Origin of the sequence: Microbacterium sp. NPDC055910 (assembly GCF_042271185.1) — a bacterium.
GTDB lineage: Bacteria > Actinomycetota > Actinomycetes > Actinomycetales > Microbacteriaceae > Microbacterium.
In genome coordinates this window covers 45,424-64,024 of the sequence record NZ_JBHJZS010000005.1, presented here as the reverse complement: position 1 = coordinate 64,024, position 18,601 = coordinate 45,424, and the positions used below count along the sequence as shown (strand labels likewise).

The window sequence follows — 18,601 nt, the reverse complement described above, 5'->3', positions numbered from 1 at the left end:
TCTCGCGGGAGCCGATACGGTCGGGGGATGCATATCGCACCCTCCGGCCGTTTCGTGTTCGTCGCGCAGTGGATACTCGCGCTCCTCCTGCCCCTGTTCGTCGTCATCGGGCGCGGCCTCGTCGGCTCGCCGCTGGGTTGGATGATGGTGATCGGCATCTGGTTCGGCCTCTTCGGGATCGTCGCGCTGTACGTGCCGCCCGTGCTGACCCTGTTCGACCGCGAGGTGCGTGCCGCGAAGGCGACGCGCGTGGTGTATTCGGCGGCGACATGGGTGCTGTGGGTCGCGCTCGTCGTGTTCGCCCTCACGCTCGTCGACGGCGGAGATGACGGTGAACCGGGCTCGGCTCTCACGGTGTGGACGGGCGACGCCGTGTCGGACGACGCCTCGAACCTCATCGCTCTCATCGCCGCCCTCGTCGGCTTCGTGGCACTGGTGGCCGCGCTCGCCTTCGCTATCGCCGGCATCATCCGCGGCCGCCGCCAGACCCGCTGACCGCTCGTCCTTGACCGGGCCTGTGACCGGGCCTGTGACCGCGAGACCGCAACGGCACGCCGAGACTGCGGGTGAACCCCACGGTCTCGGCCTCCCGTTGCAGTCTCGCGGGTAAGGGCGGGCGCGCGGGTGAGGGCGGGCTCGCGGGGTGGGTGCCGGGGGCGTGAGAGTATCGAGCGTGGGCGTCGTGCGAGGACTGTGGGGATCGTCCCACCCCGGGCCGACGCTCGTCGTGAGCGCCCTCGCGCTCGCCCTCGGGCTCGCCGTCTCGCTCGACCCGTGGCGCCTCGCGCTGCTGACGCTCGCGGTGTTCGCAGGGCAACTGTCGATCGGCATCTCCAACGACGCGCTCGACGCGGCCCGTGATCGCGCCGTCGGCCGCACCGACAAGCCCCTCGCCCGCGGCGACGTGAGCCTTCGAGCCGCGTGGGTCGCGGCATCCGGCACCCTCGTCATCGCCCTGGTGCTGTCCGCAGCTCTCGACTGGCGGATGCTGGCAGCTCACGCTCTCCTGCTCGGCTCGGGCTGGTCGTACAACGCCGGCCTCAAGGCGACCGCCGTCTCGGTCGTGCCGTTCATCGTGAGCTTCGGCGTCTTCCCCTCGCTCGCGCCGCTCTCGGCGCCTGAGCCGACCTTCGCCGCGGGATGGGCGTGGATCGCCGGAGCCGCCTTCGGTGTCGCCGTTCACCTCACGAACGTGCTGCCTGACCTCGACGACGACGCGCGCACGGGCGTGCGAGGGCTCCCGCACCGGATCGGCCCGCGCTGGTCGGCCGTCCTCGCAGCCGTGGCCGTGAGCGGGGGAGCCGTCGCCGTGCTGCTCGGCCCGGCGGCGGGCGATCCGGCCGCCGTCGCACCGCTGTCGTGGGTGTTCTTCGCGGGAGTGCTCGTCGTCGCGGCCGCGACGGTGCTCCGCGCGCTCGTGAGGCCGCCGGCGCGCATCCTTTTCCGCCTCGTCATGCTCGCGGCACTCCTGCTCGCGGCGCAGCTCGTCGCTTCGGGGTCGGCGCTGTCGGGCTGAGCGGCTCAGCCGAAGGACCGCGCGTCGCGGTCCAAGCCCATCGCGTACGTCCGCGCGAGCACGGGGCGCAGCGGGGGCGCGAGCATCGCGCGCACCCCGCCGCGCCGCACGGCGTCGGCGCGGCCGAGCGACCTGCCGACGGCGGTGTTCGCGGCGGCGAGCCGCGCGGCGGTGCGAGCGGATGCCACGCGCCGGCGCTCCCACCGGGCGAGGCCGGCGTCGGGCGCGATGCCCGCGTGCATCCACTCCGCGAGGAGCGGCGCGAGCGTCGCCGCGTCGAGGAAGCCGAGATTCATGCCCTGACCGCCGATGGGGCTCACTTCGTGCGCGGCGTCGCCGATGACGAGCACCCGTTCGTTGCGCAGCCGCGGCGCGACGAACCGCCGCACGCCGAATCCCGTCGCCGCGGTGATGTCCGTCGTGTCGAGCCCGCGCGCCGCCACCGCGGCCCGCAGGCGCGTGAGACGGGCCCCGGGCTCGGGGTCGGCGTCGGCGGCGTCCGACGCGACGAAGCGGCGCCGGCCACCGGGCAGCGGGAACGACTCCAGCACACCGCCCGCGTCGAGGTGCACGACGGCGACATCCGGCGGACCGGGGGCCGCGGCATCCGCCATCACGTACCGGTCGGGGTACGCGTGCACGCGCGCGGCGCTCTGCCGGAAGACGAGGTCGCGACCGCCGGCACCCGTCGCCACGACGACGATCCGCGGTTCGCGCTCGACGGTGCGGCCGTCGACGCTCGAGCGCACGAGCACCCGGTCACCGCGGGGGAGCACCGCGGTCACACGAGAACCGCGCACCGGAGCCGGGGTGCGCGCGGCGAGTGCGGCCTCGGTCGCCGACTGCGGAAGCGTCGCGACGAAGGGGAAGCGCGCCGGGATCCGATCGAAGCGCACGACGCCGAGGAGGCGATCACCCGAGCGAGCCTCGCCGCGCTTCACCCGTGTCGCGTCGCCGAGGAGACGCTCGGTGACACCGCCGGCCTCGAGCGCGGCCAGCGCGGGGGGATGCACCCCGATGGCCCGCGATCCGGACGACGCCGAAGCCCGCTGTTCGAGCACCTCGACGTCGACGCCGCGTCGGGTGAGTTCGCCCGCGAGCAGCAGGCCGACGGGACCGGCTCCCACGACGACGACGTCAGCCACGCCCGTCACCGACTGCGAGCAGCCGGAACGCGGCGGGCGACTCGACCTGCCACGGCGCGCCCAGTGCGCTCTGCAGCTCGGACCGGGTGTAGCTGCGCCGGATCGAGCGCAGCCCGTCGGTGCGCAGGAACGTGCCCGGCGCGAGCGGCGTGATGCCGACGGCGAAGAGACCGTAGGCGCGGCGACTGCGCGCGATGTCGGCGTGCAGGACGATCCCCGACGACAGGGCGAGCGAGTCGCCCGCGAAACGCTGCAGCTCGTCGTCGGAGAGGTGGTGCAGCACGTGGTTGGAGACGACGGCGTCGAAGCGCTCTCCCGCGCGACGCAGATCGCCGGAGGTCGCCCGCACGTGCGCGATGCCGGGTGCGGCGCGGGATGCCGCGATCGCCCGCGCGTCGGGATCGGCGCCGACCCATTCGACGCTCAGCCCGTCGGCGCGGGCGAGCCGCGCGAGGCGGCCGAGCAGGTCGCCGCCGCCCGATCCGAGGTCGAGGACCCGGGCGGGCCGATCGAGCGCGCGAAGCGCCGGCCGGAGCCGGTCGCGATACACCCGCCCCCAGCCGGAGACGAGCCGGTTCACGATCCCGAAGCGCGCGTAGGTCGCGGCGAGCCGTCGCGGGTCGCACGCCGGGTCGTCCATGAGCTCGCGGACGTCCCGGTCCCGCCGACGGAGGTCGACCACCGTCACCCGGCCACCGTCTCGAGGTCGCGCATCGCGGTCACCGCCGGGGTATCGACACGCGCCGCGTGCCGCACGAGCCGGGCAGCCTCGACCGTGAGTCCGGGGCCGAACGCCATCGCGCCGATGCGCGCGCCGTCGGCGGTGTCCCGTGACCACAGTTCATCGAGGACGAACAGGATCGTCGAGCTCGACATGTTGCCGTAGTGGCGCAGCACGTCGCGCGAGGCCCGCAGCGCGTCAGGCGGCGCGCCGAGCGCCTCTTCGACGCGATCGAGGATGCTGCGCCCGCCTGGATGCACCGCCCACGCGTCGATGCCGTCCGCGGCCAGCAGGGCGGGCAGCGACGAGTGCGCGTGCGCCCCGACGAGACGGGGAACCTGCGCCGTCAGCGTCATCTCGAACCCCGTGTCGCCGATGGTCCACTGCATCTCCTTCTCGCCGTCGGGGAGCAGCTGGGTCTGGAAGCCGTCGAGCTCGAGGCGTTCGGCGGCCTCGTATGCCGGGTCGGCCGTCACGATCGCGGCGGCGGCGCCGTCGGCGAAGACCGACGCCGCGACGATCTGCTCGGGGTCGGACGAGCTGCGCAGGTGCAGCGAGCACAGCTCGGCGGTCGCGACGAGCACGATCGCCGCGGGGTCGCTCGCCGCGATGTGGCCCGCGAGGCGCAGCGCGGGAAGCGCGGCGGCACAGCCGATGAAGCCGAGGTGGTAGCGCTGCACCCCCGGATCGAGCGACAGGTCGCGCACGAGCTCGATGTCGGGTCCCGGCGCATACAGGCCCGTGCACGAGACCGTCACGACGTGCGTGATGCGGCGGGCGCTGAGGCCCGCGCGCGTGATCGCGGAGGCGGATGCCGCGGCGAAGAGCGCGGGCGCGCTCCGGCGGTACTCGTCGTTGCGTGCACCCGTCGGCGGAGCGAGCAGTGCGCCGTCCGCGGCCACGACGGGCAGTCCGCTCGCGGGTTCGCCCGCGAGATCGGGCAGCACGGTGTGACGCGTGTCGATCGCGGAGGCGCCGAACGCGGCATGGATGAGCCGCCGCGCGCGACGGTCGAGGCCGGGTTGGCTCGCGAACAGATCGCGCACGGCATCCTTCGCGAGAAGGGTCCGCGGGACCGCGGTGCCGATGGACAGGATGCTGGGAAGCATGGTTCAGGATATGCCGGATGCCGTCCTCGGCGCGCTCCCTGGCGCATGCCGGGGAAGGCGTCTATTGTGCCGCGCGTCGATTCCTCGACCGGATGCGGCGATCCGCGTAGCGTGGCGGGTATGACGATCGCGACCGCAGACCTTTACGACGACCGCGGCGACGAGCTCGACTCGCTCCCGCTGCAGTTCCAGGACCTCGGCGGGCGCGCGGCGTTCGACGGCCCCGTGCGCACGATCCGCTGCCACCGTGACAACGCCCTGGTCAAGGAGCTCCTGGCGACACCCGGTGACGGTGCCGTCCTCGTGATCGACGGGGCCGGCTCGCTCGAATCGGCGCTCGTCGGCGACCTCATCGCGGCATCCGCGGTCGAGAACGGGTGGTCGGGGCTCATCGTGCACGGCGCGATCCGCGACCGTGAAGCGCTCGCGGGCCTCGATCTCGGCGTCAAGGCGCTCGGCTCCAATCCGCGCAAGAGCGCCAAGGTCGGCGTCGGCGAGGTCGACGTGCACGTCACGGTGGGCGGCGTCGTCTTCGCCCCCGGCAAGCACGTCTGGGCCGACGCCGACGGCGTCCTCGTCGAGAAGTAGCCCCTCGACACGGGGTGGAAACGGGCGGATGCTGTCAGCATGACCGGATTCACGACAGACGGCGCCTTCAGCGGCTTCTCCGTCGACGACATCGATGCGGCCCGCTCGTTCTACCGCGACACTCTCGGTCTGGACGTGCGCGACAACGAGATGGGATTCCTCGAGCTGCGGCTCGGCTCGGGCGGCAGCATCCTCGTCTATGCGAAGCCGAACCACACGCCGGCGAGCTTCACGATCCTGAACTTCCCCGTCGGTGACATCGAGTCGGCCGTCGACGCGCTCATCGCGAAGGGCGTGCAGACGAAGATCTACGGCGACGACAAGTTCCCCTCCGATGCCAAGGGCATCGTCCGCGGGGAGGGCGGGCCGCCGATCGCCTGGTTCCGCGACCCGGCCGGCAACGTCCTGGCCGTGCTCGAGGACTAGCCCGCCCCTGACGGCGAGACTGCAACGGCACGCCGAGACTGCGGGTGATACCCACGGTCTCGGCGGGCCGTTGCAGTCTCGCCGTCAAAGGGTCAGCCGCGCAGGGCCTCGGTGAGCTTGACGCGGGCGCCCATGCGCAGGAGCGAGTTCTGGTAGATCTTCGCGCCCACGAGGATCGCCGCGATGCAGGTCACGAGCAGGATCGCGAGCGAGAGCAGCGGCTCCCACCACTCGGCCCAGCCCAGGAACATCCGCATGGGCATGCCGATCGGCGCCGAGAACGGCACGTACGACATGACCGACAACACGATGGGGTTGTTCCAGAAGAAGATCACCAGGAAGTACGGCGCCATGATCAGGAACATCAGCGGCGTCGTGGTCGAGCCGATGTCCTCCTGACGCGACACCATCGCCGCGGCCGCGGCGAACAGCGCGGCGAGCAGGATGAACCCGAAGAGGAAGAAGATCGCGAACCAGGCGATCGGTGCTCCGAGCCCCTGCAGCAACTCGGTCTGCCCCGTGATCGTCAGTCCTACGACCGCGATCGCCGCCAGGATCAGCAGCTGCGCCATCGCGAGGATCGTGTTTCCGATGACCTTGCCCGCCAGAAGCGCGCGCACGGGGATCGCCGAGATGAGCAGTTCGACTACGCGCGTCTGCTTCTCTTCGACGACCGACTGCGCGATCGTCGCACCGAACAGCTGCGCCGAGAACAGGAAGATGACCCCGAAGCCGATCGCCGCGATGTAGCCGAGGAAGTTGGGTGCGTTCTCGGGGTCGAGCAGCTCGACAGGCGGCGGCACCGACAGTCCGAGCAGCAGCGTCGACGACACGTCGTTCTCGGCGATCACGACGAACCCGACGGGGGACGACGCATCGCCCACGAGGGCGACGTCGACATCGCCGGCGCGCACGAGGTCTTCCGCCGCGGCGCGGTCGGCGACCTCGGTCACCTCCAGCCCCGTCGTCGGGGGCAGGTGCGGCTGCGCGTCGGCCGTCACGGCGACGGGCGTGCCCCCGCCGCTGCTCGCGGCGAAGCCGGCCCACAGCACACCGGCGAGTGCGATCGCGAACAGGATCGCGAACGAGATGATGAACGACTTGCTGCGCACCTTCGAGCCGATCTCACGCTCGGCGACGAGCCACGTGCTCTGCGCGAAGCTGGGTGCGGTGACGGCCGCCGTGCGGCGGGCGGGTGTCTGCGTGGTCACTGGATGACCTCCTTGAAGATCTGGGCGAGAGACGGATGCTGCGGGGCGAAGCTCGCGACATCACCCTCGGCGACGGCGCGGCGCAGGACCCGCTGGGCGGTCTCGTCGGAGTCGGCGTCGAACACGGCGTACCCGCCGTCGAAGTCGAGCACCTCGACGCCCGGCTCGTCGCGGAGCCACCCCGCGTCGCCGGCCGAGACCAGCTCGAAGCGGCGCGTGGAGTGCTCGGCGCGCAGCGCGTCGCGGGCACCGGACGCACGGATCGCGCCGCCGGCGATGATGACGAGGTCGTCGCACAGGCGCTCGACGACGTCGAGCTGGTGCGACGAGAAGAGCACCGACGCTCCCGCCGCGGCGCGCTGCTGCAGCACGTTCGCGACGACGTCGACCGCGAGCGGGTCCAGGCCCGAGAAGGGCTCGTCGAGGATCAGCACCTTCGGGTCGTGCACGAGCGCCGCCGCGATCTGGGCGCGCTGCTGGTTGCCCAGCGAAAGCGTCTCGACGTTGTCTTCGAGGCGCTCGCCGAGCCCCAGCTCTTCGAGCAGGGCGCGCGCGCGGGCCGCGGCATCCGTCTTCGAGAAGCCGTGCAGGCGCGCGAGGTACACGATGTGCTCGAGCACCTTCATCTTCGGATAGAGCCCGCGCTCTTCGGGCATGTAGCCGAACGAGCGACGATCGGATGCCGTCAGCTCGGCGCCGTCGAGAGACACGGTGCCGTCGTCCTTCGCGAGGACTCCGAGGATGATGCGCATCGTCGTCGTCTTGCCGGCGCCGTTCCCGCCGACGAATCCCGTGAGCCGGCCTGGGCGCACGTCGAACGTGATGTCGTCGAGCACACGGCGTGTGCCGTAGCTCTTGGTGATGCCGCTGAGGCTCAGCATGATCCGCCTTTCGATCGTCGAACGACATCAACGCTACGGATCGGTCGCGGCGGCGACCTCCCCCGGCGGGTGGGTCTTGCCGCTCCCCCCGAAGGAGGAGCGGGCGAAATTCTTCATGCGCGGGAATAGAACGAGGTCGATGTCTGGTTGGCTGTCTGTGGAACGTCCACGGTGGTCCCCGCCGGGGACGCCTTTCTTTTTTCACGGAGGAATCCCGCTATGACCGATCGGACCATCGGCTACATCGTCGGCAGCATCTCGTCGACCTCGATCAACCGTCGCCTCGCCAAGGCGCTGGAGCGTCTCGCTCCCGAGGGCACGACGCTCGTCGAGATCCCGATCGCGGATCTGCCCTTCTACTCACCCGACCACGACGCGGACTACCCGCAGGTCGCGCTGGACTTCAAGAAGGCGATCGACGAGGTCGACGGTGTCATCATCGTCACGCCCGAATACAGCCGCTCGATCCCCGGCGTGCTCAAGAACGCCCTCGACTGGGCCGCGCGCCCCTGGGGTCAGGCTTCGTTCGACGGCAAGCCGGCCGCCGTCATCGGCACGTCCGGCGGCGGCATCGCGACCGCCGCGGCGCAGCAGCACCTGAAGGCCATCCTGAGCCACTACAACGCTCCGACCCTCGGCCAGCCCGAGGGTTACGTGCAGTCGCTCCCCGGCCTGTTCACCGAGGACGGCGAGGTCACCAACGACCAGACCGCCGAGTTCCTCGTGAGCTACCTCGAGGCGTTCAACGCCCTCGTCGACCGCTACGCGCGCGTCGCCGTCGCCGCCTGAGCGCGTCGGCACTGACTGGTTGATTGGCCGCGAGACCGCATCCGCGCGCCGAGACTGCGGGGTTCACCCGCTGTTTCGGCCGTCGGATGCAGTCTCGCGGCCAGTGGTCTTCGGGGCGGGTTCAGGTGAGGCCGTGGCGGTGGGCGTAGACGACGGCGGCGACCCGGTCGCGGGCGCCGAGCTTCTGCAGCACGTTCGACACGTGCGTCTTGACGGTCGCCTCGCCGATGTAGAGCCGTGCGGCGATCTCGGCGTTGCTCATCGCCTGCGCGACGAGCCGCAGCACCTCGCCTTCGCGTTCGGTCAACCCCTCCGCATGCACCTCGGGCTCCGGCGCCGCGGCGGCAGCCGGATCGGCCGCCGACGCGAAGCGCTCGATCACCCGCTTCGTCACCTCGGGGGCGAGCAGCGCATCGCCGGCGGCGGCCACCCGCACGGCTGAGACGAGCTCCTCGGGCCCCGCGTTCTTCAGAAGGAACCCGCTCGACCCGGCGCTCAGCGCCGCGAACAGGTAGTCGTCGCGGTCGAACGTCGTCACGATCACGACGGCGGCGTCGACGGCGGCATCCGCGACGATGCGCCGCGTCGCCTCGAGGCCGTCCATCGTGGGCATCTGCACGTCCATGCAGATCACATCAGGACGAAGAGCGGATGCCGCGGCCACAGCTTCGACGCCGTCTGCGGCCTCACCGACGACCCGGATGTCGCCGGCTGCTTCGAGGATCATCCGGAACCCCGCGCGCATGACGGCGTGGTCATCGACGAGCAGCACGCCGATCACGAGACGGCCCCGGTCGGCAGGTGCGCCCGCACGAGGAACCCGCCACGGCTGCGGGGACCGTACTCGAGCGTACCGCCCGACGCGGCCGCACGCTCGCGCATGCCGACGAGTCCGAGACCCGGCGCGATGAGGGCCGACCCCCGCCCCGTGTTGGCGACTTCGAGTTCGACCGTGTCCGGGCTGTAGCGCAGGCGCACGTCGGCGGTGGCATCCGGTCCGGCGTGACGGCGGACGTTCGTGAGCGCTTCCTGCGCGATGCGGTAGACGTTCACCTGCGTCACGTCGGGCAGCGCGACGGCGTCGCCGACGACCGTGAGGGTCGTGGGCAGGCCGTTCTCGTTCGCGTGCACCACGAGGTCGGCGAGCGCGTCGAGGCTCAGCGTCGAGGCGTCGGGGGTGTCGCCGGGTGACGTGCGCAGCGTCTCGAGCAGGTGGCGCAGTTCGCCGAGCGCCGAGCGGGCGGATTCCTCGACCGTGACGAGGGCCGCGCGCGTGGCATCCGGATCGCGGTCGAGAACGGCCCGCGCGGCTCCTGCCTGCACGCCCATCGCCGACACGTGGTGCGCGACGACGTCGTGCAGTTCGCGCGCGATGCGCACGCGGTCGAGCGCGACGGCTTGCGCCGCGGTGACCTCGCGCTCGGCTTCGAGTTCGCGGGTGCGCTCCTCGAGCGCGGCGCGTTCCCGCGCCGCGGCGTACGCGCGATCGCCCATGTAGTACGCGCCGCCGAAGAACGCGGCGTTGATGAGCAGCTGCATGAGCATGAAGGCGACGAACGGCGAGAACAGTCCCACGCGCGACAGGCCCTCGTCGGCGGGGGCCGTCGCGGCCTGGAACATCGTCACGAGCAGCCACACGAACATCGCGACGATGACGACGACGCGCACGATCGTCGCCCGGCGCCGGTTCTCGACCCAGGCGCCGACGGTGTACATCGCGATGAAGATGGCGACGTTGCCCACGTAGAGCTCGGGGATCTGCACCGTGACACCGACGAAGAACGCGGCCGCGACGACGAGCACCACGATCTCGGGAAAGCGCCGGCGCAGCGCCAGGGGCGCCGCCAGCGCCAGGGCGTAAAGGAGGCCCCACGCGAGGGGCGGCGAGTCTGTCCCGTAGACCCCGGCCACCGAGCCGAGGGCCGTGCTGAGGATGCCGGCGACGAGCAGCCCGGCGGCCAGCCACGCATCCGTGCGAAGGTCGCCCGGCGACAGGGGCGGGCGCACGCCGGTGGACGCTTCGGGTGTGGCCATGCGTCCACGCTACGCGGCAGCAGAGGCCGCGACCTCCCCCGCGAGAGGGATCCGGGCGATGGGCGACCCGTAGCCCGCACGCACCTCATCGTCGATCAGCTGGTCCCGCCCGGGGATGCCGCGCTGCTCGAGCGATTCGCCGCGTCGTTCCGGATCTAGAAGATCATCGGCCGATCGTCGTCGTCGGGACCGGTGAGGTCGAGATCGACCACGACGGGGACGTGATCCGACGGGGCCTGACCCTTGCGCTCATCGCGGTGAATCGCCGCACCGGCGACGGCGTCGGCGAAGGCGTGCGAGCCGAGGATGAAGTCGATCCGCATGCCCTGATTGCGGGGGAACCGCAGCTGCTTGTAGTCCCAGTAGGTGAAGCCCGTCGGCACGAGCGGACGCACGACGTCCTGCACGCCGGCGGCCTCGATCGCCGCGAACGCCTCGCGTTCGGGAGCGGAGACGTGCGTCGAGAACCCCTGCACGATCTCGGGGACGCCGTTGTCGGCGTCGGTCGGGGCGATGTTGAAGTCGCCGGTGAGGGCGAGCGCGAGGTCGGGGTTCCGTGCCAGCGCGTCGCGCGTGTATCCGGCGAGCTGGGCGAGCCAGTCGAGCTTGTAGTAGTAGTGCGGGTCGCCGAGCGCACGCCCGTTGGGCACGTACAGGCTCCACACCTCGACACCGCTGATGGTCGCGCCGAGCGCGCGCGCCTCGTGCGGTGCATCCGGACCCTCGTAGCCCTTCTCGAAGCCGGGCATGCCGGGGAACGATGTGCGCACGTCCTCGATCGGCTCGCGGCTCGCGATCGCGACCCCGTTCCACTGCGAGAACCCGTGCGCCTCGACGTGGAATCCGGCGTCTTCGAAGGCCGCGAACGGGAACTGCTCGACCTTGCACTTGATCTCCTGCATCGCGAGGACATCGATATGCTCGCGCACCGCGAAGTCGACGATCCGGTCGACGCGGGCGCGGATGGAGTTCACGTTCCAGGTGGCCAGGCGCATGGGTTCCAGCCTAAGACGAGTGGTTCCCTAGACTCTCATCCATGACCGTCGCGTCCACACCCGAACTCGAAGCCGACCGCCAGTACCTCATCGCCCTCATCGAGGACGAGGCGGTCTTCCACGGCGACTTCACGCTCTCGAGCGGCAAGCAGGCGACGTATTACGTCGACATGCGCAAGCTCACCCTCGACCACCGCGCGGCGCCGGCGATCGGTCGCATCATGCTCGATCTCATCCGCGATGTGGACGGGATCGTCGCGATCGGCGGGCTGACCCTGGGTGCAGACCCGATCGCGAACGCCGTCATGCACGAATCCGTCCGCACCCCCCGCCCGCTCGACGCGTTCGTCGTGCGCAAGGAGCCCAAGGACCACGGCCGGGGTCGTCAGGTCGAGGGCGCGGATGTCGTGGGCAAGCGCGTCGTCGTCGTCGAGGACACCTCGACGACGGGTCAGTCCGCGCTCGCGGCCGTCGAGGCGCTGCGCCGAGAGGGCGCCGAGCCCGTCGCCGTCGCCGTCATCGTTGACCGCAAGACCGGCGCCCAGGCCGCGATCGAAGCCGAAGGGCTGACGTGGCTCGCCGCCGTCGACCTCGACGACCTGGGGCTCGAGCCGCAGTAGCGCGGCATAGCACACCGAGATGACGCGTCGCGAAGACGCGCGTTAGCCGGCGCGCAACCGCGCGGGCACGACCGGTTCACCGAGCGCCTCCACGATCGAGAGGCCCGGGATCGATCGATCCTTCGGCATACCCGTGATTCCCCCGAAGGAGCACTCCGTGTCCCGCATTTCCCAGAGGACGTGGCCCGGAGGCATCGCGGCAGCGGTCGCAGCGCTCGCGCTGACCGTCGCCGTCGTGCCCTCGCCCGTCCACGCCGCGCCACTCGAGCCGGTCTACGTCGATGGCATGAACCTCGACTCCGGCGGCACCGCCGTCATCAACGATCTGCAGCGCACCGACGTCGCTCCGGGACTCGTGCACGTGGCCTACGAGCGCCTCGACGCGACCGGCTGGCAGCAGGTCGACATCCTGCGGGCCGAGCTGAGCGAGGACACCGTGCGGGTCGGCTACCTCACGCCCGAGACCGTGTCGGGCCCCGGCGCCACCGTCACCGAGCTCGTCGACGGCTCCGGCGCGATCGCGGGCGTCAACCTCGACCGGTTCGACATCAACAACTCCAACGCCGCCGCGGGGTGGGGCGTGAGCGGCGGAGAGCTGATCAAGAGCGGCAATCCGGATGCCTCGGCGTCGATCGTCATCGACGAGAACGGCCTCGGCTCGCTCGCGAACCTGCTGCTGGTCGGCGCGGCCGGGTTCGGCGAGCAGAGCGTCGCGATCCGCGGCATCAACACCTTCGCGCTCGACGGCGGCGTCGGCCTGTACACGTCGCAGTGGGGCGCCTTCTCGCGCGCCCGCGCCCTCAACGGCGCGGCGGGCGTCGAGGTGCTCATCGGCGCCGACGACACGGTGCTGTCGGTCTCGGAGGCTCCGGGGGCGGGCACGCTCGAGCCCGGCGTCCGCGCGCTCGTCACGAAGGCCGACGGGCCAGAGGCCGCGGTCCTGCGTTCCCTCGAGCCGGGTGACGCCGCCGACATCGCGTACTCGATCGACGCCGGTGCACTCGACGTGCGCGAAGCCGGCGGTGCGTGGCACCGGATCCTGCGCGACGGTGTCGTCGTCGACGCGGGCAACCCCGACCTGCACCCGCGCACCATGGTGGGCTTCAGCCAGGACGGCGCGACGGCGTACTTCGTGCAGCTGGACGGCCGCAGCGCGATCGCGCGCGGCATGACGCTGACAGAGCAGGGCCGGTTCATGAAGGACCTCGGCGCGCACGACGCGACCAACGCCGACGGCGGCGGCTCGAGCCAGATGAACGTGCGCGACTCCGGACAGCGGACGTCGCGCATCGTCAACACGCCGTCCGACGGCTTCGAGCGTCACGACGGCGACGGCCTGGGGTTCTTCCTCGCGCAGCCGAGCTCCGGCGTACTCGCCGGGTACCGGCTCGAGCCGGCGCTCGCCGGCGTGGGCGGCCTGCGGGTGTTCCCCGGTCTCTCGCGCACGCTGAGCGCCCACGGACACGACGAGGCGGGCACGGCGGTCGCCGCGTCCGTCGGGGAGTGGGCCTCGGCCGATTCCGCGATCGCGACCGTCGCGGACGGCGTCGTGCATGGCGTGAGCCCCGGCGAGACCACCGTCACGGCGCGGACGGGTGCGGCGGACGGCTCCGCCGAAGCTCAGGTGCTCGGTGACCTCGACCGGATCACGACCGACCTGACGACCATCAACCTCGAGGCGAAGGACGCGACGGCCGTCGTCACCCTCACCGGTCACGACCCGCAGGGCTTCGCCGCGCCGATCGAGGCGCGCGATGTCACGGTGGTCAACCCCGCGCCCGAGACGTTCTCGGTCGAACCGACCGCCGACGGCCGCTTCCAGGTGACCGCGATCGGCGACGTCGGAACCACGACGCTCGCGTTCGAGGTCGCCGGCGAGCGCACCGAGGTCGCCGTCGCGGTGCCGCTCGAGGTGCGCCTCATCGACGACTTCAGCACGATCGAGGGCTGGACGACCGCGCACGACCGTGCGCCGACGGGCGGCATCGCGCCGGGTGAAGGCCACGACGGCGACCCCAGCATCCGGATCGACTACGACTTCACGGAGTCGACGGGCACGCGCGGTCGCTACGCCGTCGCCCCGGGCGCCGTGACGGGCGGCTCCGGCGGCATCGACATCCCCGGCATCCCACAGAAGCTGTCGGTGTGGATCAAGGGCGACGGCAACGGCTCGCTGCTGCGGCTGCAGGTCATGCAGGCCAACGGCGTGCGCAACTGGATCGACGGCCCCGGCGGATCGCAGTCGCTGCACGCGACGTGGACCGGCTGGGAGCGTGTCGACTTCCTCGTGCCCGAGACGTTCGCCTTCCCGCTCAAGCTCGAGCGCATCCGCGTGCTCGAGACGGTCGCCGCCAAGCAGTACACGGGTTCGCTCGAGTTCTCGAAGATCTACGCCTACCTGCCCCCCGAGGGCACGCAGTCGCCTGCGCTCGGGCGCGCAGAGGATCCGATCGTCGTCGACGCCGGTGAGACGGATGACGACGCGCTCCGCGTCGCCGTCGTCTCGGACGCGCAGTTCGTCGCCCGCGATCCCGACAGCGGCGCCGTGCAGGGGGCGCGCGACGCGCTGCGCGAAATCGTCGCGGCCGAGCCCGACGTCATGCTCCTCAACGGCGACTTCGTCGACGAGGCATCCGCGGCCGACTTCGAGCTGGCGAAGCGGATCCTCGACGAGGAGCTCGCGGACGTCGACTTCCCCTGGTTCTACCTGCCGGGCAACCACGAGATCATGGGCGCGTCCATCGACAACTTCCGTGCGGCGTTCGGCGAGACGAACCGCACGGTCGACATCGACGGCACGCGGCTCATCATGCTGAACTCCGCCAGCGGCAAGCTCGCCACCGAGTTCGCCCAGGTGCAGATGCTGCGTCAGCAGCTGGATGCCGCGGCATCCGACTCCGCCGTCACGGGCGTGCTCGTCGTCTCGCACATGCCGACGAACGACCCGCTGCCGACCAAGGGCAGCCAGCTGAGCGATCGGAACGAGGCGGCCCTCGTGGATGACTGGATCCAGCAGTTCCGCGCCGAGTCCGGCAAGTCCGCGGCGTACATCGCCGGCCACGTCGGCGCATTCCACGCGTCGAGCGTCGACGGTGTCCCGTACGTCGTCAACGGGAACTCGGGCAAGAGCCCGGCCTCCACGCCCGCCGACGGCGGGTTCACCGGCTGGACGATGCTGGGCATCGACCCGGATCAGGGCACCTGGCGCGACGCGACCGACGCCTGGCTCGAGGTCGAGACGAAGCCGCGCGTGGACGAGGGCGGACTCACCGTCGATGCACCCGGCACGCTCGGCCTCGGCGGGGCTGCGGAGATCTCGGCCGAGTTCGCGCAGGACGAGGGTGCGCGCACCGTGCCCGTGGCCTGGCCGGTCTCGAGCCGGTGGGGTGGCGAGGGCGTTCACATCGGCGCGGCCGAGGATGCGCCGGCCGGAACGATCGTCGCCGTCGATCCCCGTGACGGCACGGTCTCGGCGCTCGCCGTCGGCGACGCGCAGATCGCGGTCACCGTCAACGGCGAGACCGCGACGGCGCAGATCGAGGTCGTCGCGGATCTGGACGTGTCGGTGTCGGCCGTGACACGCACGCTCGGCGGCAGGCAGTACGTGTCGGTGTCGGTCACCAACGACGAGGCCGCTCCTCTCGATGTGACCGTCGGCTCGGCCTTCGGAGGCAAGACGTTCTCGAACGTGGCACCGGGCAAGACCGTCTCGGTCTCGCTCAACTCGCGCTCGGCCTTCGTGGCCGCGGGCGAGGTCGAGGTGACGGTGACCGGCGAGGTCGACGGGGCTCCCGTCACGGTGACCAAGACGGCTGCCTACCCGGCGGCGCCGACCGAGTAGCCGGACGAACGATGGCCCCCGGGAGACGCGCAGTTCCCGCGATCTCCGGGGGTCATCGTTCGTCGTGCGCGATCGGCGCCCGGTCAGTCCTCGTCGTCGTCGCGGCCGTGCCACCACTGCCAGACGAAGGCGATGAGCGTGCCCAGCAGCACGATGCCCGTCGTCGCGAACAGCAGCGTCTGCTCGAACTCGTTCATCACGGGGCGCTCACAGGTTCTCGGGCAGTTCGGATTCGACGGGTTCGACCGGCAGCAGGTCGGCCACCGAGCCGAGCACCTCATCGGGGCGGAAGGGGAAACGCTGGATCGCGAGCGGGTCGCTGATCCCGGTCAGCACGAGCACGGTGTGCAGGCCCGCCTCGATGCCGGCGACGACGTCGGTGTCCATCCGGTCGCCGATCATGCCGGTCGTCTCGGAGTGCGCGCCGATCTGGTTCAGCGCCGAGCGGAACATCATCGGGTTCGGTTTGCCGACGACGTAGGGCTCCATGCCCGTGGCCTTCGTGATGAGTGCGGAGATCGCTCCGGTCGCCGGCAGGACTCCGTCGATCGAGGGGCCCGTGGCATCCGGATTCGTCGCGATGAATCGCGACCCTGCGCCGATCAGCCTGATCGCCTTCGTGATCGCCTCGAACGAGTAGTGGCGGGTCTCGCCGACGACGACGTAGTCGGGGGCGGTCTCGGTCATGATGAATCCGACCTCGTGCAGCGCTGTCGTCAGGCCCGCCTCGCCGATGACGAACGCCGTGCCGCCGGGCATCTGGCTGCGCAGGAAGTCCGCCGTCGCGAGCGCCGACGTCCAGATCGAGGCCTCGGGGACGACGAGGCCGGACGCACGCAGGCGGGCGGAGAGGTCGCGGGGAGTGAAGATCGAGTTGTTCGTCAGCACGAGGAACGGCGTGCCCGTGTCGCGCCAATGCTCGAGCAGCTCGGCGGCCCCCGGGATGGGCGTGTTCTCGTGGACGAGGACGCCGTCCATGTCGGTCAGCCAGCATTCGATGTCGGCGCGGGTCCGCATGCGCCGAGCCTATCCCGGGTGAATGCCCGCCGACCGCGCGTCCGGCCCCGCCGGCCGTGCACGCGGCGTAGGGTCGGACACGTGCCGTCTTGGAGCCTTCCCGATCTGACCGGCCGCACGTATCTCGTCACGGGGGCCAACGCGGGCCTCGGCTATTTCTCGTCCGAACATCTCGTGCGGGCGGGCGCCCGTGTCCTGATGACAGGCCGGAGCCCGAACCGGCTCGCCGCGGCGCGGACGGCGCTGCGCCGTCGCATCCCGGATCTCACGCCCGACCGTGTCGAGACGATGCTCCTCGACACGAGCAACTACGGTTCGGTGCGCGCCGCGGCGGCGAGCGTGCGGGGGCGCGGCCGGCTGGACGGCGTGCTGCTCAACGCCGGCATCGTGCACCCTCCGACCCGCCGCGAGACGACCGCCGACGGCCACGAACGCGTTCTGGCGACGAACGTGCTCGGTCACTTCGCGCTCGGTGGCGCGCTGCTGTCGACGCTCGCCGCTTCTGCGGGGCGCATGGTGTGGGTCGGCAGCATGTCGACGTCGCTGTGGCCCTACAACCCCGTCGACCCGCACCTCGTCGAGGGGTACACGGCGTGGCGCGCGTACGTGCAGTCCAAAGTCGCGACCACGTCGCTCGGGCTCGAAGCCGATCGCCGGCTGCGCGAGGCGGGTGTGCCCGTCTCGAGCGTCGTCGCCCACCCCGGGTACTCGACGAGCGGACGCACGCCGGGCATCGGCGGCGTCAACGAACCGACCCGGACGACGCGGTTCGTCGACAATCTGCAGACGCCGATCACTCAGTCGAAAGAGGCCGGCGCGCAGGCGCTCGTGCACGCACTGGCCGGCGAGGGCGTCGAGGGCGGCTCGTTCTGGGGTCCGCGGTACGTGCTGCACGGCACGCCGCGGCGTGCACGGCCGTCGCGCCTGGGTCGCGATCCCGAGCTCGGCGCCCGGCTGTGGTCGGTCGCCGAGGACGCGACGGGGGTGCGCTGGTCGTTCGAGCGGGCCGCCCAGAGCGCGCGCTGAACGGGATCAGTCGCTCAGCCAGACCGCATCGCCGGCGCCCGGAGGAAGCGCGACCTCGCCGTGCGCGAAGCGCAGCGTCACGGCGTCGACGACCGTGACCGGCATGCCGACCGTGACCCCGGCGGACTCGACGGCGCGCAGCAGCTCGGAGTCGCGGTCGCTCACGCGCAGCACGTGCCCGGCATGTCCCGGTGCCGCATCGGACAGCAGGACGAACGGCGTCCTCTGGACGCGACCCTCGGCGTCGGGGATCGCGTCTCCGTGCGGATCGAACCGCGGTCGGCCGAGACGCTGGTCGATGCGCTCGAGGAGGCGGTCGCTCACGGCGTGCTCGAGGATCTCGGCCTCGTCGTGGACTTCGTCCCACGCGTAGCTGAACTCCCGCACGAGCCATGTCTCGATGAGCCGGTGCCGGCGGATGGTCGCCGCGGCGCGCCGCGCGCCGTCGTCGGTGAGGGCGATGGGGCCGTAGGGCCGATGCGTGACGAGGCCCTGCGCCGCGAGCTTCTGCACCATCTCGGTCACACTCGAGGGCGCGAGTCCCAGCTCGGCCGCCAGCTGCGACGGCGTGATGCGGGCGTCCTGCCACTCGGTGTGGTTGTAGATCGTCTTGAGATAGTCGTCGACGACGGGAGAGGCCACGGGTTCAGAGTACCCGGCGGCGTGCGCCGACGGCCGCGGG

At 71.4% G+C, this 18,601-nt stretch carries 18 protein-coding genes; 8 read left to right on the top strand and 10 right to left on the bottom strand.

The features are described 5' to 3' along the window. Positions 1–27 precede the first annotated feature (27 nt). Together ACFC3F_RS04020 and ACFC3F_RS04015 are read left to right on the top strand one after the other, a co-directional pair. Entirely contained in the window at positions 28–495 is a 468-nt protein-coding gene (locus ACFC3F_RS04020; RefSeq protein ID WP_376126946.1) for a hypothetical protein, read from the top strand. A gap of 178 nt (positions 496–673) precedes the next feature. Continuing rightward, positions 674–1,516 carry a UbiA family prenyltransferase gene (locus tag ACFC3F_RS04015; RefSeq protein WP_376126945.1) on the top strand — a complete coding sequence of 281 codons (843 nt, stop codon included), beginning with the start codon at positions 674–676 and terminating at the stop codon, positions 1,514–1,516. A gap of 5 nt (positions 1,517–1,521) precedes the next feature. On the opposite strand, the gene ACFC3F_RS04010 is transcribed toward ACFC3F_RS04015, so the two are convergent. From ACFC3F_RS04010 to ACFC3F_RS04000, 3 genes are read right to left on the bottom strand one after another with little or no spacing between them, the layout of a single operon-like run. Further along, positions 1,522–2,661 (bottom strand): FAD-dependent oxidoreductase, encoded by a 1,140-nt coding sequence (locus tag ACFC3F_RS04010; RefSeq protein WP_376126943.1) that lies wholly within the window; start codon positions 2,659–2,661, stop codon positions 1,522–1,524. Continuing rightward, positions 2,654–3,301, bottom strand: coding sequence for a methyltransferase domain-containing protein (locus tag ACFC3F_RS04005; protein WP_376127058.1), 648 nt, complete (start codon positions 3,299–3,301; stop codon positions 2,654–2,656). The genes ACFC3F_RS04010 and ACFC3F_RS04005 overlap by 8 nt, the downstream gene beginning before the upstream one ends. 44 nt (positions 3,302–3,345) lie before the next feature. After that, positions 3,346–4,491 carry a type III polyketide synthase gene (locus tag ACFC3F_RS04000; protein WP_376126942.1) on the bottom strand — a complete coding sequence of 382 codons (1,146 nt, stop codon included), beginning with the start codon at positions 4,489–4,491 and terminating at the stop codon, positions 3,346–3,348. A gap of 120 nt (positions 4,492–4,611) precedes the next feature. Between ACFC3F_RS04000 and rraA the strand changes: the two genes are divergently transcribed. Both rraA and ACFC3F_RS03990 read left to right on the top strand, forming a co-directional pair. After that, the gene (gene rraA / locus ACFC3F_RS03995) at positions 4,612–5,079 is read left to right on the top strand and encodes a ribonuclease E activity regulator RraA (protein ID WP_376126940.1); all 468 of its coding nucleotides are present in this window, start codon (positions 4,612–4,614) and stop codon (positions 5,077–5,079) included. Positions 5,080–5,118: 39 nt separating this feature from the next. Beyond that, positions 5,119–5,505 (top strand): VOC family protein, encoded by a 387-nt coding sequence (locus ACFC3F_RS03990; protein WP_376126938.1) that lies wholly within the window; start codon positions 5,119–5,121, stop codon positions 5,503–5,505. A 92-nt stretch (positions 5,506–5,597) separates the two neighbouring features. On the opposite strand, the gene ACFC3F_RS03985 is transcribed toward ACFC3F_RS03990, so the two are convergent. Continuing rightward, positions 5,598–6,716 (bottom strand): ABC transporter permease, encoded by a 1,119-nt coding sequence (locus tag ACFC3F_RS03985; protein WP_376126937.1) that lies wholly within the window; start codon positions 6,714–6,716, stop codon positions 5,598–5,600. Then, positions 6,713–7,597 (bottom strand): ABC transporter ATP-binding protein, encoded by an 885-nt coding sequence (locus ACFC3F_RS03980; protein WP_376126935.1) that lies wholly within the window; start codon positions 7,595–7,597, stop codon positions 6,713–6,715. The genes ACFC3F_RS03985 and ACFC3F_RS03980 overlap by 4 nt, the downstream gene beginning before the upstream one ends. 219 nt (positions 7,598–7,816) lie before the next feature. Here ACFC3F_RS03980 and ACFC3F_RS03975 point away from each other — a divergent pair, with 219 nt between their 5' ends. Beyond that, positions 7,817–8,386, top strand: a complete 570-nt coding sequence (locus tag ACFC3F_RS03975) for an NADPH-dependent FMN reductase (protein WP_376126933.1) — start codon at positions 7,817–7,819, stop codon at positions 8,384–8,386. A 121-nt stretch (positions 8,387–8,507) separates the two neighbouring features. Here ACFC3F_RS03975 and ACFC3F_RS03970 read toward each other — a convergent pair whose 3' ends face one another. The 3 genes from ACFC3F_RS03970 to ACFC3F_RS03960 all read right to left on the bottom strand — a co-directional run bounded on the left by ACFC3F_RS03970 (position 8,508) and on the right by ACFC3F_RS03960 (position 11,415). Further along, positions 8,508–9,167, bottom strand: a complete 660-nt coding sequence (locus ACFC3F_RS03970; RefSeq protein WP_376126931.1) for a response regulator — start codon at positions 9,165–9,167, stop codon at positions 8,508–8,510. Beyond that, complete coding sequence (locus ACFC3F_RS03965; RefSeq protein ID WP_376126930.1) at positions 9,164–10,420, bottom strand: sensor histidine kinase; 1,257 nt, start codon at positions 10,418–10,420, stop codon at positions 9,164–9,166. Before ACFC3F_RS03965 ends, ACFC3F_RS03970 begins: the two co-directional genes overlap by 4 nt. Positions 10,421–10,575: 155 nt before the next feature. Continuing rightward, entirely contained in the window at positions 10,576–11,415 is an 840-nt protein-coding gene (locus ACFC3F_RS03960) for an exodeoxyribonuclease III (RefSeq protein WP_376126928.1), read from the bottom strand. A 41-nt stretch (positions 11,416–11,456) separates the two neighbouring features. On the opposite strand from ACFC3F_RS03960, the gene pyrE reads away from it, so the two are divergent. Continuing rightward, the gene (gene pyrE / locus ACFC3F_RS03955; RefSeq protein WP_376126926.1) at positions 11,457–12,035 is read left to right on the top strand and encodes an orotate phosphoribosyltransferase; all 579 of its coding nucleotides are present in this window, start codon (positions 11,457–11,459) and stop codon (positions 12,033–12,035) included. 157 nt (positions 12,036–12,192) lie between these two features. Then, entirely contained in the window at positions 12,193–15,876 is a 3,684-nt protein-coding gene (locus ACFC3F_RS03950; RefSeq protein WP_376126924.1) for a phosphodiester glycosidase family protein, read from the top strand. A gap of 207 nt (positions 15,877–16,083) precedes the next feature. Here ACFC3F_RS03950 and ACFC3F_RS03945 read toward each other — a convergent pair whose 3' ends face one another. Continuing rightward, positions 16,084–16,893: an HAD-IIA family hydrolase gene (locus ACFC3F_RS03945; RefSeq protein WP_376126922.1), complete on the bottom strand. Its 810-nt coding sequence runs from the start codon at positions 16,891–16,893 to the stop codon at positions 16,084–16,086. A gap of 81 nt (positions 16,894–16,974) precedes the next feature. Here ACFC3F_RS03945 and ACFC3F_RS03940 point away from each other — a divergent pair, with 81 nt between their 5' ends. Next, the gene (locus ACFC3F_RS03940; RefSeq protein WP_376126920.1) at positions 16,975–17,919 is read left to right on the top strand and encodes an SDR family NAD(P)-dependent oxidoreductase; all 945 of its coding nucleotides are present in this window, start codon (positions 16,975–16,977) and stop codon (positions 17,917–17,919) included. Positions 17,920–17,925: 6 nt separating this feature from the next. Here ACFC3F_RS03940 and ACFC3F_RS03935 read toward each other — a convergent pair whose 3' ends face one another. After that, positions 17,926–18,561 (bottom strand): metal-dependent transcriptional regulator, encoded by a 636-nt coding sequence (locus ACFC3F_RS03935; protein WP_376126918.1) that lies wholly within the window; start codon positions 18,559–18,561, stop codon positions 17,926–17,928. Positions 18,562–18,601: the final 40 nt, after the last annotated feature.

Bases quoted from the DNA above. Each gene is read 5' to 3' on its own strand.
- ACFC3F_RS04020 (WP_376126946.1), top strand. From the start codon at position 28: ATGCATATCGCACCCTCCGGCCGTTTCGTGTTCGTCGCGCAGTGGATA.
- ACFC3F_RS04005 (WP_376127058.1), bottom strand. From the start codon at position 3,301: ATGGACGACCCGGCGTGCGACCCGCGACGGCTCGCCGCGACCTACGCG.
- ACFC3F_RS04000 (WP_376126942.1), bottom strand. From the start codon at position 4,491: ATGCTTCCCAGCATCCTGTCCATCGGCACCGCGGTCCCGCGGACCCTT.
- rraA (WP_376126940.1), top strand. From the start codon at position 4,612: ATGACGATCGCGACCGCAGACCTTTACGACGACCGCGGCGACGAGCTC.
- ACFC3F_RS03990 (WP_376126938.1), top strand. From the start codon at position 5,119: ATGACCGGATTCACGACAGACGGCGCCTTCAGCGGCTTCTCCGTCGAC.
- ACFC3F_RS03980 (WP_376126935.1), bottom strand. From the start codon at position 7,597: ATGCTGAGCCTCAGCGGCATCACCAAGAGCTACGGCACACGCCGTGTG.
- ACFC3F_RS03975 (WP_376126933.1), top strand. From the start codon at position 7,817: ATGACCGATCGGACCATCGGCTACATCGTCGGCAGCATCTCGTCGACC.
- ACFC3F_RS03965 (WP_376126930.1), bottom strand. From the start codon at position 10,420: ATGGCCACACCCGAAGCGTCCACCGGCGTGCGCCCGCCCCTGTCGCCG.
- ACFC3F_RS03960 (WP_376126928.1), bottom strand. From the start codon at position 11,415: ATGCGCCTGGCCACCTGGAACGTGAACTCCATCCGCGCCCGCGTCGAC.
- pyrE (WP_376126926.1), top strand. From the start codon at position 11,457: ATGACCGTCGCGTCCACACCCGAACTCGAAGCCGACCGCCAGTACCTC.
- ACFC3F_RS03945 (WP_376126922.1), bottom strand. From the start codon at position 16,893: ATGCGGACCCGCGCCGACATCGAATGCTGGCTGACCGACATGGACGGC.